Source organism: Roseivirga ehrenbergii (assembly GCF_001593005.1).
In the GTDB taxonomy this organism is placed as follows: Bacteria; Bacteroidota; Bacteroidia; order Cytophagales; family Cyclobacteriaceae; genus Roseivirga; species Roseivirga ehrenbergii.
The window spans coordinates 167,574-193,973 of sequence record NZ_LQZQ01000001.1; the positions used below are offsets into that span (position 1 = coordinate 167,574).

The window sequence follows — 26,400 nt, forward strand, 5'->3', positions numbered from 1 at the left end:
CTTCAAATTTCACCTCTTTTAATACCAAATAGCCGCAAAATGCATAGAAAGAAATACGTTTTAGGAATTCTTTTGGCAGTCGCTGTTATCGCTGTAAATCAAAGCTTCATTCAATACTGGTTACACAAAAAAAACCAAGATGCTCGAGTCTTGAATCTTTCGGGTCGCCAAAGAATGCTAAGTCAAAAAATAAATTTAGAATTTTATCAACTTAAAGAAAGAAAGAGCACACTTGAACAGATAAAAGAATATTACAAGGAGTGGAATCAAGTTCATTACGCATTACTGAATGGCAACGAGGAAATCCAAATCAATGCGGTAGAAGATGAAACCGCCAGAAACCTTTTGCTGCAGTTGAGTAGTAACATAGAGTACATTTCTACCTTGTTTGATGATAGTATTCTACCTAGCGACATAGACATTAATGCAGTAGATGAAAATCAAGAAACATTTTTAAACGCAATGGATTTGGTAGTAAAAAACCTAGAACTATCATCAGACAAAAAGCTTCGGTTCATTGTACTTATTGAAATATTTCTGGCAGTGTTGTCCATTATTATTATCTCTTTGGAAGTTATATATATTTATCTTCCTATTGAAAGAAAGCTATCGAATACAGTGAGGCTACTTTCCTCCTCAGAAAATAAGCTAGGTGCAATTATGAACAGCACAAATGACAGTCATATCCTTGTCGGTACCGACTTCCGTATTCTCTCCTTCAATAAAAAAGCACAGGAAAACAGCGTGTTACTACTTCACAAAGAATTGAAAGAAGGCAGTGAAATCTGGGAATATCTAATTGATATAGAAAAAGAGCTTTTTAAAAAAAATGCAGATATAGCTCTTTCTGAACAAAGCGCCTCTCATCAAATAGAAACTCATTTTAATAACACCTCTCAGTGGTTTGAAATCAGTTATTTACCTGCTTATGGTAAAAACAATAAGCTTATTGGGGTTACATTCAGTTCGACAAATATCGACAGACGCAAAGAGGCGGAGAGGGAGATAAAGATGCAGAATGAGCGTTTGGCTGAACAAAACTCAAAACTCAAACAAATTGCATGGGAACACTCTCATGAAATTAGGAGACCATTAGCCAATATCTTGATTTTTATCAATCTGTTAAACTCCGACAAAGAAGCGGATCAAGAAAGAGAGAGAGAGTACTTGGATTACCTATCTCAATCAGCCCATCAATTAGATGAAATTGTGGAGAGAATAACCAATAACACAGTTGATTAGAAGTGAAATTAGCCTAACCTTATCACAACTTTAAATTTAATTGATTACAAAAACATTCTATTTTCTATCTTCACTTTAAATACAAAACACTGTCCCTGATGGCATACCGTTTCACTATATTAAAGACCATTTTCTTATTTATATACTTTTTCTACCACACTCCTCTATATGCGCAATCAATAAATGAGAACAATGCTGAGGTGATACTTTATGATAAAAAAATTGAAGTTAGCAACAACAAGCTATCAGTTTGGGTAGACATCTCCATTCAAATTAATAATCGTGACGGTCAGCATATGACCCAAGTTGCTATACCCTATTCATCATCGAATAAGATCAAAGAACTTAGTGCCTCAATTATTGATGCTTCTGGCAATGAGATTAAAAAGTTAAAAAAAAGAGATGTAACAGATGTAAGTAGCATTTCTGGCTACTCGTTATATGAAGATGATTTCAATAAAGTATTTGAGTTAAGCCACAATCAATACCCATATGTACTAAACTATAGTTATTCCATTTCTTACGATAGCTTTCTTTCTATTGATGAATGGACTCCTGTAATATCACTACATACAAATACTAAAAAGGCTTCCTTAACCTTAACAACCCCAACTAACTTTCAATTATCTGTAAGGGAACAGAATATAAATCAGGCCATTAAAAGTACTAAAGATGGTAAATTGATTTATGAATGGACAGGAACTTATACCGCTGAAAGCATTATAAAAGAAGTATTCGCTCCTCCTATTCATGAGCTGATTCCAAAAGTATCAATAGTACCTCTATTCTTTGAGTATGGCCCATCTGGAAGTTTCCAGTCTTGGCAGTCTTATGGAGAATGGCTCAATCAATTAAGCCATGGCCTTCATGATTTACCTGAAAGTGAGAAACAGATTGTGAGAAATTTAACTCGGGATTTGCCAGATGTAGAATCAAAGGCCAATGCCCTCTATCATTACTTACAGGATAATATTAGATATATTAATGTTGCAATTGGTATTGGAGGAATGCTTCCTTACCCTGCTAGTTACGTGGCTCAAAATAGATATGGTGACTGTAAGGCATTAACCAATTACATGCAGGCTCTTTTAGCAGAAGCGGGTATTGAAGCTTTTTGTACTGATGTTTATGCAGATGAAATACCTGTTGATCTCGACATTAATTTCCCAAGTCAGCAGTTTAATCATGTCATTTTGGCCATTCCAACCAAAACGGACACACTTTGGTTAGAGACCACAAGTAACATCAACCCTTTTGGTTATCTAGGAACATTTACACAGAACCGTAAAGCGCTTTTTGTTAACTCTTCACAAAGCAAAATCATCCAGATTCCTGCAATGACCAATGTAGAAACGCGAAGAGACACACGAATAGATATTTCCATTCAAGCTAAAAATAAAATACAGGCGCAAGTAAATAGCAAGTTCAGGGGCGATGACTTTGAAACTTTACTATACTACATGAAAAATGGATCTAAAAGTGAGATAGAGCATTTTGCAAAATCAAAGTTACCCTATCAACAATCTCCATCAACCATCACTAAAATCAACCAACAAACGCGTGATTCTCAAGAAATAATAGTGGAAGCTGAAATGAATTTATCCGACTATGGCCAGCAGTTTGGGGAAGCCAAAGTTCTGAATTTACCTAGCTTAGATTTCCCTAAAATTGAAAGGCCAAGTCAAAGAAAAACTCCACTTTTCTTCCCTTACCCAATTCATTACAAAGATCAATTTGAAATTTCAGTTGATGAGAATATTGAAGTTACTCTTTCGAATGGCACTAATATGATAAAATCCATTTTCGGAAGCTTTTCTGTTGTATCTGAAAAGATCAATAATAAGATCATCCTAACCCGAGAATTTATCATCAACTCTGGGAGGTATAGTACCGAAGATTACACAAAATTCTTCGAGTTTATATCTTCTATGAATGAATCAAGAGCCAAAACATTAATAACGCTAAAATAATTATGACAGTTTATTTCAAACCTCTTTTCGTCTCCCTCATTTTTTGTTTTTGCTTGAGTTTGAATGCTCAGAGAGAAAAAATCAAATTTGGGTCAGTTAGCTTATCTGACCTCGAAAATAATGAATTTCAAAAATATGATGACGCTGAAGCGGTAGTTCTCTTTGACGGGGGCGTTACCAACTTTATAGAGGAAGAAGGTAGATTTATTATCGTTTTTGAAAGAACAAGACGAATCAAAATACTTACCAAAGCAGGTTTAGATTTTTCAAATATCAACATTCCGTACTATCAACAGGATATGCGAAATACAGAACTTATTAATGATATTCAAGCAATCAGTCATACACTAGTAAATGGGGTAGATCAGAAAAGTGTGTTGAATAAAGCCGATATATATGACGAAAAGATCAATAACAACTGGCATCAGAAAAAATTTGCTATTCCAGGAGTTAAGGAGGGATCTGTGATCGAGTATTCTTATACATTAAAATCACCTTTCATGTTTAACCTTCCCGATTGGGAGTTTCAAAGTAAAATACCAACACAGTACAGTGAGTACGAAGTTCATGTTGTACCATTTTACGAATACACCTACCTAGCACAGGGGGTTAAGAACTTTGATTATACAAATTCATATATTGGAACTGGTAGTCGAAGGTTTGCCACAATAGACTTTAAAGAGATGGTGTATGAGTTTGCTATGAAGGACACTCCAGCATTTACTGATATTCAATACATCACTTCAATGAATGATTACATAATCAAAATGGATTGGCAGTTGGCTAGAATTATCCGCCCTAATGGCTCAAAAGAAGAAATAATAACAACATGGGCTCAGATGGTTGAGAGCATGCTCAAGTCTGATAATTTCGGGAAGTTCATCAAATCGAGTTCGAAAAGTGTAGAGAAAATGATCAAAGATGATCAGCGCCTCCAAGAAATTTCAAGATTGGAAAATTTCGAAAAAGCCAAACAACTCACTCGATATGTAAAAGAAAACTACAACTGGAATCGAATGAGAGGGAAATATGCCTCTAAAAATGTAAAGGAGTTTCTAAATGAAACTACAGGATCTACTGCGGAGCTCAACCTTTTCTTAATAGGAATGTTAAGAGCGTTTGACATTGAAGCCTACCCAGTTGTACTCAGCACCCGCGATCATGGGAAAATAAAAACCGATTATCCTTTTGAAAGCTTCTTTAACACTTTGGCTATTTTATTAGAGATAGATCAGCAATTTTATCTCACAGAAGCCACTGAAAAAGAATTAGAGTTTGGCAAACTACCAGCTGAATATCTTAATGAAAAAGGACTAATTGTAGATGAAGAAAAACAAGGCTGGGTAGATTTAAATATTACCTTACCTTCTTTAGAAAGTGAGGATATGAAACTTAAACTAAATCCATCCACCCTTAAACTCGAAGGTGAATTTGTAAAAACATTAACCGATTACGATGCGCTCCAGTACAAGAGAAACAAAAAATTGATTCATAGAGAGCTTACCGATAGCTATGGCCTAATTGGTGATATTCAGTATTCCGAAACAAATTCTCCTTCTGTACCTTATATAATTAAGTATGAAGCAACGTACCCAGTCTCAACTTTTGAAGGGAAAATTTATTTTCACCCATTCTTGAACAAGGCTCCAACAATAAACCCACTAAAAGCCGAGCACAGAACTTACCCCGTAGATTTCACTTATAGTCAGAAGAAACAGTTTAATACAATTATTGAAATTCCAGATGGCTATTCTTTTTCAGTAATACCTGAGAGTGTTCAATTTTCAAACCCCTTAATTGATTTCTCTTTTGAAGTGCTTTTAGACCCTTCCAAGCGGAAGATCATTGCGATTTCAACCTATGTTTTAAAAAAATCCGTCTACGAACCCAATGAATACAAACAGCTTAAAAGTTACTTAGCACAGGTTACTGAAGCTTACGCTAAACAAATCACAGTGGAAAAACAATGATTTAAATGTAAATTCAGTTTTCAAAATTCAACACCAACTTTGATATGAAAAGAATAATCTTTTCCATAACTACATTATTTGCATGCTTCTCAATATTTGCCCAAAAACACCAAGAAAGGTTCAGTGCAATTGATGTTCAGCATTACAGGTTCGAAATTCAATTGACGGATGAGTCTGACAAAATCAATGGAGTTGCTTTGGTTACAGTGAAGTTCAAGAAGGACCTTCAACAGTTCGATTTAGACCTCGTTAGAACAAAACCAAATGACAAGGGCATGACGGTAGTTGCCTTAATGTCCGATGATAAAAGAATACCTTTTGAACATTCTGGAAATAAATTAACTATCAATTTCGCAGCTAAAGCCGGCCAAAGCCGAACTTTCACGATTGCTTATGAAGGAATTCCAGAAACTGGCCTTATCATTTCAAAAAACAAATATGGCGACCGCACTTTCTTCGGAGATAATTACCCCGATCGTGGTCAACACTGGCTGCCCATTGTAGATCACCCTTCTGACAAAGCCACTGTAGAATGGGTTGTTACTGCTCCAAGTCATTATCAGGTGGTGGGCAATGGACTTTTGGTAGAGCGCACCAACATTAATGATAAAACCATGCTAACACATTGGAAAACAGAAGTTGAACTCCCCACCAAAGTAATGGTGATTGGCGTAGCGCGTTTTGCCACTCAAAACGTAGCGAACGTTTATGGCGCAACGGTTTCAAGTTGGATTTACCCTCAAGACAGAGAAAAAGGCTTTTACGATTACGCTCCTGCCTCTCCAATTTTAGATTGGTTTATTAACCATGTGGGTGATTACCCATTTGCTAAATTGGCCAATGTTCAATCTAAAACGCAGTTTGGTGGAATGGAAAACGCAGGTAATATTTTCTATTCTGAAAACTCAGTGACGGGAAAACGAAGTGTAGAAGGACTACTCGCACACGAAATTGCACACCAATGGTTTGGTAATTCGGCATCAGAAGGCAACTGGCACCACGCTTGGTTGAGCGAAGGTTTTGCTACCTATTTCACCATTCTATATATGGAACAAAAGTATGGCAGAGCAAAAGCCTGGGAAACTGTTTTAGGAAATAGAAATCAAGTAATTGCCTTTAGTAAAAAGAACCGAGTACCTATTGTAGACACTTCTGTAGAAAACTATATGGAAATTCTGAATGCCAATACTTACCAAAAAGGTGGCTGGGTGCTGCATATGCTTAGAAAAGAAGTGGGTGACGAAATGTTTTGGGAGGCCATTCGCCAATACTACAACAAATACAAGCTCTCGAATGCGCTATCTGACGATTTGAAAGAGGTTTTTGAGTCCGTTTCGGGCAAAGACTTTGATACCTTTTTCCGACAATGGGTGTATCAAGCTGGTCAGCCAGAAATAGAAGCCACATGGAGTTACTCTAATGGCCAACTAAACTTAGAGTTGAACCAAACCCAGAAAGAAGATTTCACTTTCAATTTAGAAATTCAATTGGTGTATTCGGACGGTTCAACAGAACGAAAAACCATTCTAGTTAACTCAAAAAACCAAAAATGGACTCCAAAGCTAAACAATAAGCCCGTTAAGGTAATTCTTGACCCAGATGCATGGTTACTTTTTGAAGCTACTTTAAAGGAAAAGTAGGTTTTTTGAACCGAAAACCCTTTTCAACAAAACCCTTATCTTTGCGGCTTATTCAATAACAAATGGAAACGAAAGACAGCAACGGCAACATTCTTGAAGACGGTGATTCAGTTCACGTAACCAAAGATTTAAAAGTAAAAGGAATGAACACTACCTTAAAGAGAGGTAACCTTATTAAGGGCATTCGACTAACCGGAAGTCCGGAAGAAGTGGAATGTAGAGTAGGTAAAAGCCAGATTGTTCTAAAAACAATGTTTTTGAAGAAGGCTTAAATCTCATTTTTAGAAAACTTCAAGGAGATTGATTTGCCTTCCTCCGAAATCAAATGAATCTCCTTTCTTTTTGCCCAGCATAGCCCTGCCGATTGGTGAAGCTGGAGAAATAGCGAAAAAGGCTTCTCCTTCCACTATAATTTGCCCTAACGAAACTGAAATAAAATATTTAGCGCTTGCGGTTATAACCAAAGCGCCAAGTTCAACTTCTTCGTTCCTCTTATCAATATTGATTTGAGATAAGCCCATTTTCATTTTAGAAACCTCTGAAAGCTGGGTAGCTAATTTCTCCTTTTCAAGGTGCATCATAGCACGTCCAGTTTCATACTTATCACCAGCGCTACTCTTTGTTTCCTCATTAGCCGAAGCCTGCGCATTACGCATAGCATCTTCGATATGTGTCACTCGTTGATCAACAAGTTTCTTGCATGAATCATAAAGTTTATTTTTGGTTTCTAGCATTCACGCAAAATGGCTTAAGAAAATCATGGTAACAAATCGGTTCAAGAAAATTCTCTACTAATGCCTCTTATCCCATTTATCATATCCAAAGCCCAAAAGTATTCTTAACTTTCTAGCATAACAGAGACTCAAATGCTTTTTGAATTGATTTACCATAGCAAAACTACGTCTAATATTGAAGACTATGAGATTGAAAATATTCTCAAAACTGCACGTAAGTTCAATACAACAAATAACATCACTGGTTGCCTACTTTTTCATAACAATCAGTTTCTACAGATTTTGGAGGGCGATTTTGATAAGGTAAATAAACTATATAAGAAAATAAGAACCGATACGCGCCACAAAAATGTGATCACTCTTCATATGCAGGAAATAAAGAATCTTTCTTACAGAAACTGGAGTATGGCATATCAAAAATTTTCTAACGACTCAATAAAACATACTTTGGGAATCAGAGAGTTTAATGATATTCTTGATAAGAATGATTTTGGTAGTACTTCAAAAGAGATTTTTATTTATATGAGTCAGATTATCCTTGCATCAAATTAAAAACGGGCGGCCAGCAAAAGACCCAAGTCTTTAAAAGGAAGGTTGAACCTTCTAGCGATTGCCAAATTAGTTGTACTTCCTTTATAAGCATAAACCCCCTTATTAAACCACCCATACTGGTACATCATATCATCTACTCCACCTACTTCCGCAATTTTTAAAAGAACGGGTGTTAGTATATTGCTCAAAGCCGTGGTAGCAGAACGTGCGGCTCTCGAAGCGATGTTTGGAACACAATAATGAATCACGTCATATTTCGTAAAAGTAGGCTTATCGTGACTCGTGCATTCAGAGGTTTCTATGCAGCCACCTTGGTCAATAGAAACATCAATGATTACAGCACCAGATTTCATTTGAGACACCATTTCCTCTGTCACCACACAACGAGCTCTGCCTTTTTCTGCACGCAAGGCTCCAATAACAACATCTGCAGACTTTAAAGATTGTGCCAGTGTTACCGAGTCGATGGTGGAGGTGAAAACCTGGCTTCCAAGCTTATGTTTTATTCTTCGAAGTTTATAGAGCTCATTATCGAAAATTCGAACTTCAGCTCCTAAACCCAAAGCCGCCCTAGCTGAATATTCGCCTACGGTGCCTGCTCCTAGAATTATAACTCTGCTAGGCGGAACTCCTGTAATTCCACCTAAAACTACACCCTTCCCCCCACTTACGGTACTCATTAATTCAGATGCGATGGGAATGGCCATACTCCCTGCCAATTCGCTCATGGCATTCACAATCGGAAGTCCACCTACTTTGTCTTCCAACATTTCATAGCCAATGGCGGTAATTTTCTTTCTATTTAGGGCTTCAAAATATTCAGCTGATGAGCTACCCAATTGCAAAGCGGAGAAAAGGGTTGAACCTGGTTTCATTAGAGCAATCTCCTTTAAGGTAGGCGGTTCAACTTTTACGATAATATTAGCCTCAAATGCTTCTTTATTCGAATAGACTATTTTTGAACCTTGTTCGCTAAAGTCGTTGTCTAAGAAAAATGTCTTTTTACCTGCACTTTGCTCTACCAATACCTCTTGCCCATTATTAACCAGAATACCAGTAGCAGCAGGGGTAAGCGCAATCCGACTTTCCTGATACGATACTTCGCTGGGGATTGAAATATTAAGCGACTTACTCCCAGACTTCACTTTCATTAACTTTTCTTGGGGGTAAAGGCTACTCTCCTTGGCCAATTCAGCAAACCCCGATTTCTTACCCTCAGTCATGTTTAGTCAGTTTAATTACTCTGGAACTATCGTCTAATACCTCAATGAATATCTTCATATACTCATCAGGAATCAATTCACTAATTTTTTCAGGCCATTCGATCAAACACAAATTACCAGAATCGAAATATTCTTCCACTCCAATATTGGCCAGTTCTTCAATGTCTTCAATTCTATAAAAATCGAAATGGTAAATGGTTCGCCCGCTATTAGTCAGGTATTCATTTACCAACGAAAAAGTTGGGCTCTGCACTAAATCCATTACACCTAAATTATTGCAAATTGCTTTTGAGAGCGTGGTTTTACCAGCTCCCATTTGCCCCATTAGCAGCCAAATATTATGCTCCTTACCAAAAGCTGTTATTTGTTGGGCTACGTTTTCCAAATCGTTTAGCCCTTTTGATTCCAAGCGCAATTCAGTAGTCATTATGCCCTTTTCGAATTTAGCGAAATAAAAGGAATAATCATTTCGTCCATAGAGATACCTCCGTGTTGAAACGTGTCTTTATAGTACTTTACGTAATGATTAAAGTTATTCGGGTAAGCGAAAAAGAGGTCTTCCGTGGCAAATGCATAGGATGTAGAGACATTTGGTCTTGGTAAGTGAATTTTCTCTGGGTCACGCACCGTATAAATAGCCTGACTTTCTTTATAGCCCAAATTCTTTCCGTGCTTATACCTTAAATTGGTATTCACCGATTTATCTCCGGCAATTTTAAAGGCCTTTTTAACTCGGTATGTACCGTGATCGGTGGTAATCATTACCCGTAAGCCTTTGTCGCTAATCATTTTCAGAAGCTCGAACAAAGGCGAATGCAGAAACCATGATTTGGTCAATGAACGATAGGCCGATTCATCGGCTGCCAATTCACGAATCATTCGCATATCCGTTCGGGCATGAGATAACATATCTACAAAATTGTAGACCACCACATTCAAATCATTCTGAAGCAGGTTATTGAATTGGTCGTTCAACTGCTTTCCTTGTGAAGAATGAATGATTTTATTATAGCTCGTTTTTATGTTCAACCTTAATCTTTGAATCTGCCGCTTTAAGAACTCCTCTTCATTATTATTCTTACCTTCCTCATCTTCATCATTATCGCTTACCCATAAATCACTTTCCCTTTTCGACATTTCTAAAGGCATTTGACCTGAGAAAATAGAGTTTCTGGCATAAGCTGTAGTGGTAGGCAAAATCGAATAATAGGCTGACTCTTCTAGTATGTTAAAGTAATCTGTCAACTCACCTTCAATGGTTTTCCATTGGTCGTAACGCAGATTATCAATCACAATCAGAAATAAGGGTTTATCCTTTACTTGAGGAAAGACCTTTGTTTTCAGCAAGTTATTCGAAAGCAGTGGCCGATCGATATTGGGATCATTCAACCAATCTTCATAATTATCGATTACAAACTGAGCAAAATTACTATTGGCTTCAATCTTCTGCATATCCAGAATTTCGGCCATGCTCTTGTTTTCAGTTTTATCAATTTCAAGTTCCCAATACACCAGCTTTTTATGGATTTCCACCCACTCTTTATGGTCCATATATTCATTATAGGCCATACTGATGTTTCTAAACTCCTGCTGGTATTCAATATTGGTGCGCTCTGTTACTAGCCTTTTATTATCAAGAATTTTCTTTACCGAAAGTAAAATCTGACTTGGGTTCAAAGGTTTGATCAAATAATCAGCAATATGAGAGCCAATGGCTTCTTCCATAATGCTTTCTTCTTCGCTTTTAGTAATCATTACCACAGGCAAAGTAGGCCGCTTACTCTTAATGTATTTGAGGGTTTCTAGCCCCGTCATACCAGGCATATTCTCATCTAAAAAAACCACATCAAACTGCTGGTTTTCAACCGCCTCAATAGCATCTGCCCCACTCGCAACTGGAGTGATGTCATATCCTCTATCGGTAAGAAACAAGATGTGTGGTTTAAGCAGGTCTATCTCATCGTCTGCCCATAAAATATTATATCTTTGCATAGCTTCGCTTTAGCAACAAGCCCGAATTTAAAGGAATTAACGCACAAACTTTGAACAAAAAAAAGATAATCAATGATCCGGTTTACGGATTTATCACAATTAGAAGCGAACTGATTTTCGATATCATCGATCACCCCTATTTTCAGCGGCTTAGAAGAATCAAGCAACTGGGTCTTACAGACCTGATTTACCCTGGTGCACACCATACCCGATTCCACCATGCATTGGGTGCTAAACACCTGATGGGAGCCACTTTAGAAAACCTCAGAAACAAGGGCGTTGAAATTTCTGATGCTGAATTTGAAGGCGCAATGATTGCCATTCTCTTACACGACATTGGTCATGGCCCTTTTTCTCATGCTCTAGAATTTAGTTTATTAGAAGGCGTGCCGCATGAGCAAATTTCTAGGATGATCATTTCTAAACTGAATAAAGAATTCAATGGTCAGCTAGATCTTGCGCTTGAAATCTTCAATGGTAGCTACCCTAAGAAATTCCTTTCCGAACTTGTTTCCAGTCAGCTCGACATCGACAGACTGGATTACCTCAAAAGAGACAGTTTCTTTACTGGCGTTTCAGAAGGCACAATTGGAGCTGACAGAATCATTAAAATGCTCGATGTACATGAAGGCAGATTGGTAGTTGAAGAAAAAGGAATTTACAGTATTGAAAATTTCTTGAGTGCCAGAAGGTTAATGTACTGGCAAGTGTATTTGCACAAAACTAGCGTGAGTGCAGAAAAAATGCTCATTGCTATTATTAAGCGAGCAAGAAAATTAGTTAAAAAGGAGAAACCACTCTTCTACACGCCAGCCTTAGGCATTTTCCTGAAAGAACAAGTTGGGATTGATCGTTTTGCTACTGAACCCGCCATTTTAGATGCCTTTTTACAACTAGACGATTATGATGTTTGGGCAGCGATTAAGGTTTGGGTAAATCATGAAGATCCTATTTTATCAAAACTATGTAGAATGCTCTTAGATCGAGAACTCTTTAGAATTACGATTTCAAACGAGCCACCTTCCAAAGAAGAAATTAAAGCAGATGAAGCGAAAATTGCGGAAGCCTACCAATTGGAAGCTAAAGATGTGAAATATTACTTCTCACACGGCAAATTGACGAACAGTGCTTATATGGCCTCAGATAAGGAGATACTAATTCTTTCTAAATCAGGCGAAGTAAGAGGAGTAACAGAAGCAGCCGACTTACCGAACATCAAAGCCATGAGCAAAATCGTCCGTAAATATTATCGATGCTGGCCAAAAGACATATCTTTGTGACACTCAAAATTTTATGAATGGAAATAACAGTACAACAAGTTGCGCAACTTCTTGAAGGAAAGGTAGATGGAGATGGAAGCCAGATGGTCAGTCGGCTAGAAAAAATTGAAGAAGCCACCGCTGGAAGTATTGCCTTTTTAGCCAACCCAAAATACACCGATTACATCTATACAACTAGCGCTACGGCCATAATTGTAAAAGAAGATTTAGAGTTAAAAAAAGAAATAAGTGCGGCCCTAATAAGAGTTACCGATCCTTACTCAAGTTTTTCTAAACTTTTAGAGGAGTACCAAAAGCTCACTCAAATTCAGAAATCGGGCATTGAACAACCTTCATTTCAAAGCATCACAAGCCAAATTGAAGAAGACGTTTACTTAGGTGCTTTTTCTTATTTAGGTGAAAATGTAAAAATTGGAAAGGGCACAAAAATATACCCCAATTGCGTGATTGGCGACAATGTAACCATTGGAGAAAACACCATTTTATTTGCTGGAGTGAAAGTGTATGCCGACTGCAAAATTGGCAACCATTGTAAAATCCATTCGGGGGTGGTGATTGGCAGCGAAGGCTTTGGTTATGCTCCTCAACCCGATGGCACATTTAAAGCTATTCCACAAACCGGCAATGTAGTCATTCACGACCATGTAGATATTGGTGCAAATACTGTTGTAGATTGTGCAACGATGGGGTCTACTGTTATTAAAAATGGAGCTAAAATAGACAACTTAGTACAGATAGCCCACAACGTTGAAATTGGAGAAAACACAGCCATTGCCTCACAAGCTGGTATTTCGGGCAGTGCAAAAATTGGCAAAAATGTAATGATTGGTGGGCAAGCAGGAATTACTGGCCATTTAACAATTGCCGACAAAGTAATTATTGGCCCTCAGTCTGGTGTTCCAAAAACCATTGAAGACCAAGGTATTTACACAGGAACCCCAATTATGGATCACAGGGAATTTCTTAAGGCAAGTATCGCGATAAGAAAACTTCCAGAGTTATTAAGAAGAGTCAGCCAACTCGAAAAAAAGGGTTAAATTTGTCGAATTTTTGAGGAGAAAATGAAGAACAAACAACATACGATCAAAAAACCGGTAACGGTATCAGGCGTAGGTTTACACACTGGGGTAATTTCAAACATGACCTTTAACCCCGCCCCTGCAAATCACGGAATCAAGTTTCAAAGAATAGACCTTGAAACCCAGCCTATAGTTGATGCAGACGTAGATTATGTCGTGGATCTTTCAAGAGGAACTACCATTGAACATAATGGCGCTAGAATTAACACGGTCGAACACACACTGGCGGCTCTAGTCGGTTTAGAAATAGACAACGTACTTATTCAGTTAGACGGCCCTGAGCCTCCTATTATGGACGGTAGCTCAAGAATGTTTATCGATGCCCTAGAAACTGTAGGCTTTGAAGAACAAAATGCACTGAGAAATTTCTACGAAATTACGGAGAGTATTCGCTACAAAGACCCAGAAAGAGATGTAGAAATTGCTGCACTGCCCTTAGACGATTTCCGTGTAACGGTAATGGTAGACTATAATTCTCCGGTATTGGGTAGTCAACATGCGTCACTGAACCATATCAGTGATTTCAAAAAAGAAATCTCTTCAAGTAGAACATTCTGCTTCCTACATGAGTTAGAAATGCTGCACAAAAATAACCTTATCAAAGGTGGAGATTTGAACAACGCCATTGTGGTTGTAGATCGTGTAGTGAAAGAAAATGAGCTCGATTATTTAGCTGAGCTTTTCAACAAACCAAAAGTTGAAGTTAGACATGAGGGTATTCTCAATAATGTAGAGCTAAGACACAAAAATGAACCCGCTAGACATAAGCTATTAGATGTAGTGGGGGACTTAGCATTAATTGGAAGACCATTGAAAGCTCAAATTTTAGCAGCAAGACCAGGCCACGCAGCCAATGTAGCTTTTGCTAAAAAAGTAAAAAAGGAGATGCAGTTGGCAAGAAATTCGGCTCCTCAATACGACCCAAAAATAGATCCGGTTATGGACATTAACCAGATCATGCAGATTCTTCCGCACCGCTACCCATTCCTTTTGATTGATAAAATCATTCATTTGGACGAAACAATGGTGGCAGGGATAAAAAACGTTACAATGAACGAACATTTCTTCTTAGGACACTTTCCGGGTAACCCTGTCATGCCAGGTGTTTTACAAATTGAAGCAATGGCGCAAATCGGTGGGATTTTGGTACTCAATACTGTACCTGATCCAGAAAATTACACTCCTTACTTCCTCGGAATCGACAAATGCAAATTCAGAAAGATGGTGATTCCTGGAGATACGCTTAAGTTTAAATGTGAGCTAACTGCCCCGATTAAAAGAGGGATTGCTCAAATGAATGGTACCGCTTACGTAGGGAACACCCTTGTTTGTGAAGCCGCAATGACCGCTAGAATTGTTAAAAATCAATGAATCAGCCTTTAGCATATATTCACCCAGAAGCAAAAATTGCCCCTAATGTGGTGGTAGAGCCTTTTGTGACCATAAGTAAAAATGTAACGATTGATGAAGGCAGTTGGATAGGCCCCAATGTCACCATCATGGAGGGTGCACGAATTGGTAAAAATGTTAAAATTTTTCCCGGAGCGGTTATTTCAGCAGTTCCCCAAGACTTAAAGTTTGGTGGAGAAGAGACAACTCTTGAAATTGGTGACAACACAGTAATACGAGAATGTGTAACACTGAATAGAGGCACACACGCCACAAAAAAAACAACTATAGGCAAAGATTGCTTGGTGATGGCCTACACTCACGTAGCACATGATTGCCATATTGGAGACAATTGCATTTTAGTTAATGCTGTTCAATTGGCTGGGCATGTTACTATTGAGGATTGGGCTATTATTGGAGGTGCTGCAGCTGTTCATCAGTTTGTGAAAATTGGAGCACACACCATGGTTTCTGGTGGTTCGTTGGTAAGAAAAGATGTTCCTCCTTATACAAAAGCAGGGCGCGAACCATTAAGTTATGCAGGCATCAATTCTGTTGGTTTAAGAAGAAGAGGTTTTGCAAACGAGAAGATAGCCGAAATTCAAGAGGTATATCGTTACATCTTCCTCAAAGGCTTAAATAACTCAAAAGCACTTGACCTTTTAGAAGTAGAAATGCCGCCATCAAGAGAAAGAGATGAAATTATTAATTTCTTTAGAAGCTCTGACCGAGGTGTAATGAAAGGCTATACGGCTAGATGAAATGAGAATTAAGGTTGAAAACCTAGGGAAAAAATATGCGAAGGAATGGATTTTCAGGAAACTGGATATGCAATTCGATTCTCAATTTTCTTATGCCATTACTGGCCCGAACGGTAGCGGAAAATCAACCTTACTTCAAATTCTTACGGGCGTATTCTTACCCACTGAAGGCACCATCTCCTATTTTAAAGGAGATGAAACCATACTTGAAGAAGACTTCTATAAACATTTAGACATAGTCACTCCATATTTAGAGTTGATCGAAGAGTTTACCCTAGATGAGTTTTTGAAATTTCATTTCAAGTTCAAGCAATTGTCAGATGGCGTTTCCATTGATGACTTTATTCAGCATGTCTATTTAGAAAAAGACAGAGATAAGCAGCTTCAGAACTTTTCATCCGGTATGAAGCAAAGACTTAAACTAGGTTTGGCCTTTTATTCGCAAAGCCCCATCTGCTTTTTAGATGAGCCCACTTCCAATTTAGATGAACAAGGTACTGCTTGGTACCTAACGCATGTAAAAAAAGCCCTCGACAAAAAACTGGTCATTATTAGCTCAAATCAGAAATACGAATACGATTTCTGTGACAAGGTGGTTAGCATTCCAGATTTTAAATAAAATGGAGAAAGGGTTGAAATTCCCCATTTTATAATTATTATTGGTTTTACAATTAAAGAACTATGATCAGAATCAAACACCTCTCATTTCTATTGATCGCAATCTGTGCACTCACCTTATCTTCATGCGGTGGTGGAGGAGGCGGAGATGACACTCCAGCACTTACTGCTGAGGAACAAAGACTTTTAGACTTAGTAGGCACCACTGGTGTTACTTACGAAGCCAGTTCTATCACATTTGAAAACGCTCCTGCTACAGGTTTTGATGATTTTACGCTCACTTTAAAAGGAACAGCATCAAGTAAAACTTATTCAACTACAGATGGAGAACCAGTTTTCAAACTCACTGGTGGTACATGGGCATTCAAAGGCACTAGTATCAGTGAAATCTTGATTGATGGCAATTCAAATAACACATTTGTGATAACTAACTTTAACGCAAGTGCTGGCACCTTTACCTTAACTGTTGATTTTGTAGCCAACGGAGGAGTAGCCGCAGGAACAGCCAGCACCAATGGTGAATATGTTTTCAACTTGGTGAAACAATAAGAAACAGAATTCAACCCTAACGATAATAAAAGAGCCGTTTTAGAAATTCTAAAACGGCTCTTTTCATTTAATTCAAGGTGGTAATTGACTATCCTAATGCCACAACACCTGGAAGTTCTTTGCCTTCCATATACTCAAGCAAGGCCCCTCCACCAGTTGAGACATAAGAGACATCATCTCCGTAGCCCAATAGATTTACTGCTGCTGCAGAATCACCACCACCAATCAATGAGAAAGCCCCATTCTTAGTCGCTTCAACAATAGCCTCGGCCACCGCTTTGGTACCGTTGGCGAAATTCTCCATTTCAAAAACGCCCATTGGGCCATTCCAAAGTATGGTTTTAGAATCTCTTACGGTGCGAGAAAAAACTTCAGCCGCTTGCGGCCCAATATCTAAGCCCATCCACCCAGAAGGAATGGCGTTGTTCATAGCAATTTCGGTATTAGCATCATTGCTGAAGGCATCGGCAATCACAGAATCAATTGGAAGCATGAGGTCAACACCTAGTGATTTTGCTTTTTGAATCAATTCTAACGCAAGAGGCAATTTATCTTCTTCTACTAATGAATTGCCTATGTTTCCGCCCATGGCCTTGAAAAAGGTATAAGACATTCCACCACCAATAATAAGGTGATCTACTTTCTCCAACAACCTTTCAATAATCATGATTTTATCAGAAATTTTTGCTCCACCCATAATGGCAGTGTATGGCTTTTCTGATTTATCCAGCACTTTCTGTGCATTCTCAAGCTCGGCTTGCATTACATAACCACAGCCCTTTTCATTAAAAAATTGAGCAATAATAGAAGTTGAAGCATGAGCCCTGTGAGCTGTTCCAAATGCATCGTTAATGTATACATCACCGTGTTCAGCTAATGATTTTGCGAAGTCAACATCACCTTTGGTTTCTTCGGTATAGAACCTCAAGTTTTCAAGCAACAGAATATCACCGCTCTTTAGGTTAGCAGATAAAGATTTTGCCTGCTCGCCAACACAATCGTCTCCAAACAATACCTTTCTATCAAATACTTCGCTTAAATGAGAAACTAAATGCTGTAACGAATACTTATCCTCTGGCCCAGTTTTCGGTCTGCCCAAATGCGACATTAATACTACAGCTCCACCATTATCTAATACATATTGAATGGTTGGAATGGCAGCCCTGATTCGGGTATCATCAGTAATTTCGAATTTGTCGTTTAGTGGAACGTTAAAATCCACTCTAATTAGTGCTCGTTTTCCTTTAAAGTCAAAGTCGGTAATGTTCTTCATATTTTCTGTTCTTTTCTATTTTGCTGTTGCCCTTCTTAATCTATCGTTAATGGCTCTGCCTAGCCCCATTTCTGGCACAAAACTAACCACAATGGTATGGATATTTGGGTTCTGATCTAATGTCCGTAAGCTTCCAAATAAGTTTTTAGCCGCCTCATTCAAATTTTCATTTTTAGATAATACTATCTGATTTTCAAGCTTAAACCGATGATCTGGTTTACTGAATCCTAAAAATCCAAAAGCAGATAAATCGTTGGCTTCAGTATCAAGGTTGTCTATTGATAGTATTTTCTTTTTAGGTGCGTAATGGCTTTTAAGCATTCCTGGCGCTTGAGGTTGAGAAGAAGAGTGCGAATTTACTTCCACCTTACCAATCACCTGTTCAATTTCTTCAATTGAGATTCCGCCCAAACGGAGAACTTTTGGCAACTTATCCTCAAAGCTCACAATAGTAGATTCCACTCCAACGCCACATTCTCCACCATCTAATATATACTCAATTTTATCTCCCAATTGCTGTTGCACATGCTGGGCAGAAGTTGGACTGATGTAGCCAAAAGGATTGGCGCTAGGAGCAGCCAAAGGGAAACCTAGGCCTTTCAATAATTCTCTAGTGAGCTCGTGGCGCGGCATCCTAACCGCCACGGTGTCTAACCCAGCCGTTACCAAATCCGAAATTATTGCTTTCTTTTTTAGCAGAACTGTAAGCGGCCCAGGCCAAAATGCATTCGTTAATTGAACTGCCTTTTCTGGCAATTCTTCAGTGAATTCGCTTAACCTTTCAAAGCTGTCTACATGAACTATAAGCGGATCGAATGTAGGTCTGTTCTTGGTTTTGAAGATTTTAGTTACAGCATCAATATTAAAAGCATTCCCAGCCAAACCGTAAACAGTTTCTGTAGGAATAGCCACTAAATTTCCTTGTTCTAAAATAGCTTTGGCTGCACTAATATCGACACCAATGATTGCCACTACTGCATACAGTTTTGGCTGATGGCTTCTGATGCTCCTTCAAAATTTAAGGATTCAGAGGTTGATAAATAACTACAACCATCGGCCCTATTTTCAAGAGCCAATTCGGCAAGACCCAACCAATAATAAGCTTCGCCATATTGAGGATTCAACTCAATAGCCTTTTTGAAATCATAGATGGCATCATCAGAATTATTAATTCTAAGTTCAGCTTTCCCTTTATTCAAATAAACCAACGGATTATTGGCATCAAATCTTAAAGCAAATTCAAAATCGAAAAGCGCACGATCGAATTCCCCATACTTAAAAAGAATTGCTCCTCGGTTTATGTATAAATCTGCAACATTGGGTTGAAGTAAAATCGCTCGGTCTAAATCTAGCATTGCTCCTTGGTCATCAGATAGCAAGCGCCTTGTATTCGACCTGTTATAATAGGCTCTATAATCTGTGCTATCTACTCTTATGGCTTGGCCAAATGTAATTGCTGATTCGTCTAACTCATTAATTCTTAGCAAGGCTACTCCTTTGGCATTAAGGGCAGTGTAATTATTGCTGTTTTTCTCAAGTGCTTTGTTGAATAATTTTATGGCTTCGGCATAAGATTCTTGCCCCATTAAATTTCTTCCCTCTTCTACTAACTGCTCTTCGCTTTTTCCGCAAGAAGACAGAGCAAGTAAAAAAGACAAACAGATAACTCCCTTAAGTATAGATTTCATGATTGTAATTTAGGCTGCAAAGATACGATCCACAGGTTGTTTCCAAAATGAATTATTCCCTAGAATATATCACCTTCTGAACTTTGATTTCGCCCTGATATTCAATACGAATCAAATAGATACCGGGAGGAACTGGACTATTCTTAACGTCTGTTCCATCCCAAAAAATTTCGTTCTCACCTTGAAAGCCTAGCCCTAAAGCAATTGTTTTCACCAGCTTTCCATCAGTGTTGTAAACCCTGGCCCTTACCATATCGGTTTCGGGCAATGTATAGTTTATAGCAATATCGTCTGTAAACGGATTTGGATAAGCATTTTCGACCATCAAACCACTACCGCTCTGTATAGCAGGCTCTGGAACAACTCCGTTAATTTGGCTTTGGTATATCCCATTTCCGTGCGTTGCGGCCACAATTCTTCCATCCGACCTACGGTAATCAAGCATATTTACAGGTGCATTTCCTATGGACTGTTCACCTTCTTGTAACCAAATAGTGCTTTCACCATTTAAGGCGGTGGTGCTAAAAACCCCCACACTGGTGGCTAAATAATACTCTGTTACCCCATCGTTTTTCGGAACAATTTCTGCCCAGCGTACCGATGGGCCTCCTCCTAATCCAGAGGGGGATTCTTCTAAGTTCCCAGAAATGTCTTCAAATGTTGCGCCTCCATCTACCGACCTAAAAACACTTTTTACTTGGTAATTCGAGAACACTACCACGATTTCATTGGCGTTGGTTGGGTTTACCACTATAGAATTAACATAAGCACCCGAAGGAAAAATATTTGAAGTTCTTTCACTTACCGTATAGCCATTAGAGTTCGCAAAATCCATTCTGAATACCTGTCCTACGGATGTTCCATAATAGAGAATATTCTCTTGGTCAGAAGAGGTTTCGATGGCAGAAATGGAACCAGAAGCAATCTTTGTTATTTCCAGCCTTTCCCAGTTTACATCAGTTTTGGTTTGTTCACCTGAAGGAATTTGACTTAAATTTCTGTTTCTCCATAAATAATTACCTCCTGCAAAAAACATCCTGTTTCCATTATTCCGATCGAGCACATAAGGGTTGATAAAAAGAATAGGTTGAGAAGGGTCAGCTCCAGCACCTGAAGGGTCTACGCGAGCAAAAGAAGAAAGTGAGTAATTACGGTTTAGCGTAAGCCTATACACCTGCCCATTTTGAAAAGAAGTGTAATAGTTAATCCCAAATCTGGTAGACGCAGTAAAGCCACCATCTCCCCCAATCAATCTTACGCCATTATTATTTGTACCAATGGTTGAAAGAATACTGCCATTGTCTTGTAAGCCTCCAAACGCAAAGTTATCGGCTGGAGATTGACTCATAGTTATCGTGTAATATTGCGTAGTGATATAACCATTGTTGAGCGACTCATAGACAACAGGACTGGCCAAATTGTTAGTTGTTTTAAAAAGCCCACCATCGTTGGCTGAAATCATCACATTTGGGTTAGAAGGAAGGAAGACCAAATCATGTTGGTCGGGGTGATGATTTGGGTAACTGCTATTTCCTTCCACATCTGGGTTATATCCACCTATCCAAGTAACATTTGCTTTGGTAGAGAAACCATCGGTAGATCTATAAATGTTAGTGCCACCAATAAAAACAGTATTTTCATCTGCTGGGTGTACTCGCACAAATAAATCATAAGAGCTTTGAGAGTCGAATGACTCTATTTCTTCATCCGTGCCATCGGGTAAATTCACAGACCTATCGTCAATAGCGCCAGTAGCATTGTTATATTTTAACAGCTTGTGGCCTTGCCCTGTATCGGAAAGGAAGTAAACGATATTCGGATTACTCAATGAGGCTCCTATTTCTGTACGTCTATATGCCAAGTTTGAATGAACCACAATCCTCGTCCAGTTCACCCCATCATCAGATTTATAAATTCCCGCAAGCGGAGAAAAAGCACTGGCTGTATTTGTAGAACGGCTTAATGAAGCGTAAAAAACTCCATTGGCAGCTCTATACACTTCGGTATAAAAAATGGCTGGAACATCATTCAAATCAACATTATTCCCCACTTCATACAGCGAATTTCCCAAAACCGTAGCCCAAGTTTGGCCACCATCGGCTGAGTGTACGATTCCTCCATAAATGGCAGCAATAATTTCATCATTAGCACTATTTGGGTTTAAGGTGATGTCCCAAACATACATAAAAGGAGAGTTGAATTTTTCTGGATTATTCACTTGGGTGGAAGGCAAAGGCTGCCAATTAAGTCCTCCATCGGTAGATTTATAAATTCCATCTCCGCGAAATGGTGCTCCCGGTGAACGCGTTGAATTCCCCACTAATTCGCCCGTACCATAATACCAGACATTCTCCTTTCCTGGCCGGGTATCTTGAACAATGCAGGTTACACTGTGCAACTGATCAGATTTAGTAGTTTTTGTCCAGCTTTGGCCGCCATTGGTAGATCGCCAAACGCCTCCGGAAACTCCTGCGGCCAAAATTATATTTTCATTAGTAACATCTATGGCTACAGCTCTTGTCCTTCCACCTATGTTATTAGGACCTAGAGAATTCCATGTAAGCAAGCTAGGGGCATTTTGAGAATTCGCTCCTGCCGCGCTCATTTTCAATCGGTTGAGATTGGCTTTCAGTTTAAAATCCTGAACAAATTCATTTTCCATTTCACGCATATTGACTGGAATTTCATTTGTTTCTGGGTTAGCCAGCATCTGATGAATATATTCACTTCTTTGCTGTACGTTTTCTCTTGAAAAGAATTCTGCTCGAGCCGTGGGAGGCTCTACCGTTATCTCCTTATCGTTCGACTTTGGAACAAACACGAACACCAAGGCCACAAGAGACCAGAGTACGACAAGACTCAGAATTAAAGTGGATTTTTTGCTAAACTTCATCAAAGATAAATATAGGGCACTCAAGCAATTTTATTGCATAGGAGTATGATTTTCAACTAAATAAATTGCTTTGTTTTGGCATAGATACGCATTAAAGAAGGCTCGTGACTTATTTTTTCCTTCAGGTTACTGAAATGAATCCACTTTAAGTCGTTTGATTCGTGATTCAATTGTGGAACCGCCCTTTCTGGCGCTACAAGCAAAAACCGAACATCATAATGCTCATGTTCAGGCACTTCCTTCCTTTCAGGAATGGTATGAATGTCCAAATCAAATATTTGGTTTGAAGCGAAAACGAAACCTGAAATACCAGTTTCCTCCTCAGCTTCTTTTAAGGCCACTGCCCTCACGTTTTCATCGCCATCGGCATGACCACCCGGTTGCAGCCATTTGTTTAATTTGGCGTGATGTAGCAACAATATGGAATCTCGCTTCTGATTCAGAATCCAGGCAGAGGCCGTTATATGCCCCATCAATAGAGACCTTTCAAAGCAATTTTCATAATTACTAAGCAGGTTTTCAAACCTAGGTTTGAAAGCCTGCTCTTCTTTATATTCAGATTGGTATTCCTTAATTTCTGTAAGGAGTTTTTCTCTTAAATTAAACTCCATCCGAAATCACAATATTGGCTTTATTCAACTTCTTTTTCTCAAGCTTGCTCACAATCTCTCCGCCACCAGCATTGTCCATATCGCCTTTTCTAACCAAAACATAGTAAGGAATGGCGTCTAGTTTTTTGAAAGTAACTTGCCCCTTGTTATTGGTCAATTGCGCGGGCTGCACCGCATTTTTCTCAGCGTTATAATCTGCTTGAGTTTTATAGATTGTCACTTTAGCTCCCTCTACAATATTACCAAGCTCATCTAAGATTGTGATTTTAAGTTTGGTGTTAAAAATTTGAGTTGGCTGCTCAGAAGGTGTAAATAAGCTTCCAAAAATCAATGTTAGGGTAATCAATACAGATTTCATTCTTTTTAAATTAGAGGTTTCGGTCAAACAATTTTTCAATAAACTCCTCGAAAGGTAAGGCCTCGGAATATAAACGATCTTGATAGATATTGGCCATCAATTTTATATAACTGGGCTTTCGATCGATCATAACGTATTCGATAAGAATATTGCCATAAAGTTGGTTGTTTTTTTTTTCTTCCAGTTCTAAACCCTGCGGTTTCAAATACCATTTCTCAATTATTTCTTCAAAAGACTCCCGATCAATGATTCTACGGTCGTTTTGTGCCAGTCTGTAATCGAACTCAAGTGTTTTCTCTTTCAAATAATCGAATAAGTTTCTGAAGTCATCACTTGATATTTCATGGTCATAAGTAACCGCAAAACCGTTTGAATACTTGGTTTCTAGCAAGTGAAGATTGAGTTTTGCTACTATACCTTTCTTTTTCAGATGGTAAGCATTATAGATTTCAGTCAGTAATTCAGCCCTTTTATGGCTATCCACCCAAGCTAGAAAACTCTCAGATTCTCGACTGGTTCTTTCCAATGTTTCATGGATTAACTCAGCCGGACCTTCGGCCTTCCCTTTAAAAATCTTATTATATATGTCGTCAAAAAAACTCATCATCAATATTTATGTATTCTTCCTGCCCTTTTCTAGCTTCCCAAATTCGTCAAACTTCAAAACTCCATGATCGACCAGTTCAGCTACAAGCGTTGTCAATACATTTTTGTTTTCAGGCGCTATAGCATTCACCAAACCATTAACATCAAATTCGGTAGATTGGTCTAATAGAGAGAAAATTTGTGTTTCGTATTTGGCTCTCAATTTTAGTTCTTCAGCCTTTCTTTTATTCTGAACGCAATTGTCGCAGACCAAGCAAGGATCATAATTCACCTCACCAAAATACTCAAGTAACTGTTGCGTTCGACAGCGTTCTTCATTGTGTAAATAAGCAATGACCGATTCCATTTTAGCCGTGATCAACTTGCGCCTGCTTTCAATCTGATGATTATCAATCGACAACTTATCGGCTGGATATTTTGGCATCAAAAACGACAACTGAGGCTGATCCTTTTGAGGAATATATTCCAGCACCTCGCGCTCATGAAGGTGTTTCAGCATTTTTCGGCAAGCATCTACTGTAAGTCCTAAATTGGCCGCTAGATTATTCTCTTGAATAATGATCAGGTTGTTATAAACTTCTCCACCGTAAAGTCGAAGAATGGCTTTGATTAGCGGGTCAAACTGGGCGTTGGCAATCTGAAACTCATACATGAGTTTTTGGTTCAACCCAAACATCAATCGTGAAGGCTGATAAAAAGACTCACTCAATAAAATCGCTCCTTGAGACTCCAATACTTTAATGCCATTGAAAATCTCCATCGGGTGTCGATCGAAGTTTTTGGAAAAGGTTTGGAAATCGAAATCGAAGCTGTCTTGTGGATGGCTGCCATTGGCCAACTGATAATAGTTGCCCAACATTTGATATACCTCTCGGATCAATTTCACATCGGGTAATGAATTCTTCGTTTTCTTTCGTAGTTCTTCGATGTCCTTCTGGTGGCATATAATTACCGCATACGCTTTCTTCTCATCACGACCAGCCCTTCCTGCCTCTTGGTAATAGGCCTCTAGGTTTCCTGGCAAATCCATGTGAACCACTAACCGAACATCTGGTTTGTCAATTCCCATTCCAAAGGCATTGGTAGAAACAATGACTTGCGTACGGTTATGAATCCAGTTTTCTTGCTTCAAGCTTCGTTCCTCATGCGTTAAGCCGGCATGATAAAAATCAGCACTGATGTGGCTTCTTTGCAGCATTAGCGCCAATTCTTTGGCGTGTCTTCGGGTGCTTACATACACCACCGCAGATCCACGCACTCGATTCAGTACTTCTAAAAGTTTTCTTTCCTTATGTTCTTCAAACCGAACTGAATAAGAAAGATTGGCTCTGGCAAAACTCTTGGTGAAGACCTTCTTATTTCGGAATTCAAGTTTTTCCTGAATATCAGCTTTTACCTTTTCAGTTGCGGTTGCAGTCAAAGCCATAATTGGCGTTTCTGGCAGCAACTCACGTATGGCAGCTATTTCTAAGTAAGCTGGGCGGAAATCATAGCCCCATTGTGAAATACAATGTGCTTCGTCTACGGCAATTAAATTAACACCACGAGTATCGCGAACAATCTTGATCCGTTCTTGAAAAAGCTCGGTTTTCAACCTTTCGGGAGAAACATAAAGAAATTTGATATCGGCATTGACACAATTATCTAGCGCAAAATCGATCTCGCGCTTGGACATTCCCGCATGAAGGGATTCGGCCGTAATACCCCGCCTTTTCAACTGATACACTTGATCTTTCATCAAGGCGATGAGGGGAGAAATGACGACACAAAGTCCATCATTCACTAAGGCAGGAACCTGAAAGCAAATAGATTTACCTCCGCCCGTAGGTAACAAAGCAAGCACATCGTTGCCTTCCAGCGAAGCATTAATAATATCTTCCTGCAAAGGCCTAAAGGCATTATAGCCCCAGTATTTTTTTAGAATGTTTAGCCCTTGGTTCATTAAGAGTGAAGATAAAGATTAATTTGAACG

General features: G+C 38.7%; 24 protein-coding genes. 12 read left to right on the forward strand and 12 right to left on the reverse strand.

The genetic code is table 11. The annotated features are described in order from the left end of the window. The first annotated feature begins 39 nt into the window (after positions 1–39). The 5 genes from MB14_RS00790 (at position 40) to MB14_RS00810 (ending at position 7,094) form a co-directional block, all read left to right on the forward strand. The gene (locus MB14_RS00790; protein WP_062587679.1) at positions 40–1,242 is read left to right on the forward strand and encodes a type IV pili methyl-accepting chemotaxis transducer N-terminal domain-containing protein; all 1,203 of its coding nucleotides are present in this window, start codon (positions 40–42) and stop codon (positions 1,240–1,242) included. Positions 1,243–1,340: 98 nt separating this feature from the next. Then, positions 1,341–3,212, forward strand: a complete 1,872-nt coding sequence (locus MB14_RS00795; RefSeq protein WP_062587681.1) for a DUF3857 domain-containing protein — start codon at positions 1,341–1,343, stop codon at positions 3,210–3,212. A gap of 59 nt (positions 3,213–3,271) precedes the next feature. Next, positions 3,272–5,182 (forward strand): DUF3858 domain-containing protein, encoded by a 1,911-nt coding sequence (locus tag MB14_RS00800; RefSeq protein WP_157716523.1) that lies wholly within the window; start codon positions 3,272–3,274, stop codon positions 5,180–5,182. 44 nt (positions 5,183–5,226) lie between these two features. Further along, positions 5,227–6,822 carry a M1 family metallopeptidase gene (locus MB14_RS00805; protein ID WP_062587686.1) on the forward strand — a complete coding sequence of 532 codons (1,596 nt, stop codon included), beginning with the start codon at positions 5,227–5,229 and terminating at the stop codon, positions 6,820–6,822. Positions 6,823–6,884: 62 nt separating this feature from the next. Continuing rightward, on the forward strand, positions 6,885–7,094 hold the full coding sequence (locus MB14_RS00810; RefSeq protein ID WP_053223712.1) for an alkylphosphonate utilization protein: 210 nt from the start codon (positions 6,885–6,887) through the stop codon (positions 7,092–7,094). A 9-nt stretch (positions 7,095–7,103) separates the two neighbouring features. On the opposite strand, the gene MB14_RS00815 is transcribed toward MB14_RS00810, so the two are convergent. Continuing rightward, positions 7,104–7,556: a GreA/GreB family elongation factor gene (locus MB14_RS00815; protein WP_062587688.1), complete on the reverse strand. Its 453-nt coding sequence runs from the start codon at positions 7,554–7,556 to the stop codon at positions 7,104–7,106. Positions 7,557–7,700: 144 nt separating this feature from the next. Between MB14_RS00815 and MB14_RS00820 the strand changes: the two genes are divergently transcribed. Then, positions 7,701–8,108 (forward strand): BLUF domain-containing protein, encoded by a 408-nt coding sequence (locus tag MB14_RS00820; protein ID WP_157716524.1) that lies wholly within the window; start codon positions 7,701–7,703, stop codon positions 8,106–8,108. Here the strand turns inward: MB14_RS00820 and MB14_RS00825 are convergent. The 3 genes from MB14_RS00825 to porX are packed head-to-tail and all read right to left on the reverse strand — an operon-like array spanning position 8,105 to position 11,323. Beyond that, entirely contained in the window at positions 8,105–9,331 is a 1,227-nt protein-coding gene (locus MB14_RS00825; protein ID WP_062587693.1) for an alanine dehydrogenase, read from the reverse strand. The two genes, MB14_RS00820 and MB14_RS00825, sit on opposite strands and share 4 nt — an antisense overlap. After that, complete coding sequence (gene tsaE / locus MB14_RS00830) at positions 9,324–9,758, reverse strand: tRNA (adenosine(37)-N6)-threonylcarbamoyltransferase complex ATPase subunit type 1 TsaE (RefSeq protein ID WP_062587695.1); 435 nt, start codon at positions 9,756–9,758, stop codon at positions 9,324–9,326. The genes MB14_RS00825 and tsaE overlap by 8 nt, the downstream gene beginning before the upstream one ends. After that, a complete protein-coding gene (gene porX / locus MB14_RS00835; protein WP_062587697.1) occupies positions 9,758–11,323 on the reverse strand; it encodes a T9SS response regulator signal transducer PorX in 1,566 nt (521 codons plus the stop codon). Before porX ends, tsaE begins: the two co-directional genes overlap by 1 nt. Positions 11,324–11,373: 50 nt before the next feature. Between porX and MB14_RS00840 the strand changes: the two genes are divergently transcribed. From MB14_RS00840 to MB14_RS00865, 6 genes are all read left to right on the forward strand, one after another. Further along, positions 11,374–12,603 carry an HD domain-containing protein gene (locus MB14_RS00840; protein ID WP_062587699.1) on the forward strand — a complete coding sequence of 410 codons (1,230 nt, stop codon included), beginning with the start codon at positions 11,374–11,376 and terminating at the stop codon, positions 12,601–12,603. 17 nt (positions 12,604–12,620) lie between these two features. Then, positions 12,621–13,640, forward strand: coding sequence for a UDP-3-O-(3-hydroxymyristoyl)glucosamine N-acyltransferase (gene lpxD / locus MB14_RS00845; protein ID WP_062587701.1), 1,020 nt, complete (start codon positions 12,621–12,623; stop codon positions 13,638–13,640). A gap of 24 nt (positions 13,641–13,664) precedes the next feature. Continuing rightward, positions 13,665–15,053 carry a bifunctional UDP-3-O-[3-hydroxymyristoyl] N-acetylglucosamine deacetylase/3-hydroxyacyl-ACP dehydratase gene (locus MB14_RS00850; protein WP_062587702.1) on the forward strand — a complete coding sequence of 463 codons (1,389 nt, stop codon included), beginning with the start codon at positions 13,665–13,667 and terminating at the stop codon, positions 15,051–15,053. Then, the gene (gene lpxA / locus MB14_RS00855; protein WP_053223703.1) at positions 15,050–15,832 is read left to right on the forward strand and encodes an acyl-ACP--UDP-N-acetylglucosamine O-acyltransferase; all 783 of its coding nucleotides are present in this window, start codon (positions 15,050–15,052) and stop codon (positions 15,830–15,832) included. Before MB14_RS00850 ends, lpxA begins: the two co-directional genes overlap by 4 nt. Before the next feature lies 1 nt (position 15,833). Continuing rightward, positions 15,834–16,451, forward strand: a complete 618-nt coding sequence (locus tag MB14_RS00860) for an ABC transporter ATP-binding protein (protein WP_062587704.1) — start codon at positions 15,834–15,836, stop codon at positions 16,449–16,451. Positions 16,452–16,513: 62 nt separating this feature from the next. Then, complete coding sequence (locus MB14_RS00865) at positions 16,514–16,999, forward strand: hypothetical protein (RefSeq protein WP_062587707.1); 486 nt, start codon at positions 16,514–16,516, stop codon at positions 16,997–16,999. Positions 17,000–17,087: 88 nt separating this feature from the next. Here the strand turns inward: MB14_RS00865 and MB14_RS00870 are convergent, their stop codons facing one another. The 8 genes from MB14_RS00870 to MB14_RS00905 are packed head-to-tail and all read right to left on the reverse strand — an operon-like array spanning position 17,088 to position 26,370. Further along, complete coding sequence (locus MB14_RS00870) at positions 17,088–18,272, reverse strand: phosphoglycerate kinase (RefSeq protein ID WP_062587709.1); 1,185 nt, start codon at positions 18,270–18,272, stop codon at positions 17,088–17,090. 15 nt (positions 18,273–18,287) lie between these two features. Then, on the reverse strand, positions 18,288–19,244 hold the full coding sequence (locus MB14_RS00875; RefSeq protein WP_062587711.1) for an L-threonylcarbamoyladenylate synthase: 957 nt from the start codon (positions 19,242–19,244) through the stop codon (positions 18,288–18,290). Further along, positions 19,244–19,960 carry a tetratricopeptide repeat protein gene (locus MB14_RS00880; RefSeq protein ID WP_062587714.1) on the reverse strand — a complete coding sequence of 239 codons (717 nt, stop codon included), beginning with the start codon at positions 19,958–19,960 and terminating at the stop codon, positions 19,244–19,246. The genes MB14_RS00875 and MB14_RS00880 overlap by 1 nt, the downstream gene beginning before the upstream one ends. Positions 19,961–20,012: 52 nt before the next feature. Continuing rightward, positions 20,013–22,853 carry a T9SS type A sorting domain-containing protein gene (locus MB14_RS00885; protein WP_062587716.1) on the reverse strand — a complete coding sequence of 947 codons (2,841 nt, stop codon included), beginning with the start codon at positions 22,851–22,853 and terminating at the stop codon, positions 20,013–20,015. 56 nt (positions 22,854–22,909) lie between these two features. Further along, on the reverse strand, positions 22,910–23,464 hold the full coding sequence (locus MB14_RS00890) for an NUDIX hydrolase (protein WP_062587718.1): 555 nt from the start codon (positions 23,462–23,464) through the stop codon (positions 22,910–22,912). Beyond that, a complete protein-coding gene (locus tag MB14_RS00895; RefSeq protein WP_062587720.1) occupies positions 23,454–23,822 on the reverse strand; it encodes a hypothetical protein in 369 nt (122 codons plus the stop codon). The genes MB14_RS00890 and MB14_RS00895 overlap by 11 nt, the downstream gene beginning before the upstream one ends. Before the next feature lie 10 nt (positions 23,823–23,832). Beyond that, positions 23,833–24,429: a hypothetical protein gene (locus tag MB14_RS00900; protein ID WP_132644094.1), complete on the reverse strand. Its 597-nt coding sequence runs from the start codon at positions 24,427–24,429 to the stop codon at positions 23,833–23,835. Between the two features lie 6 nt (positions 24,430–24,435). Then, a complete protein-coding gene (locus tag MB14_RS00905) occupies positions 24,436–26,370 on the reverse strand; it encodes a RecQ family ATP-dependent DNA helicase (protein ID WP_062587723.1) in 1,935 nt (644 codons plus the stop codon). Positions 26,371–26,400 lie beyond the last annotated feature (30 nt).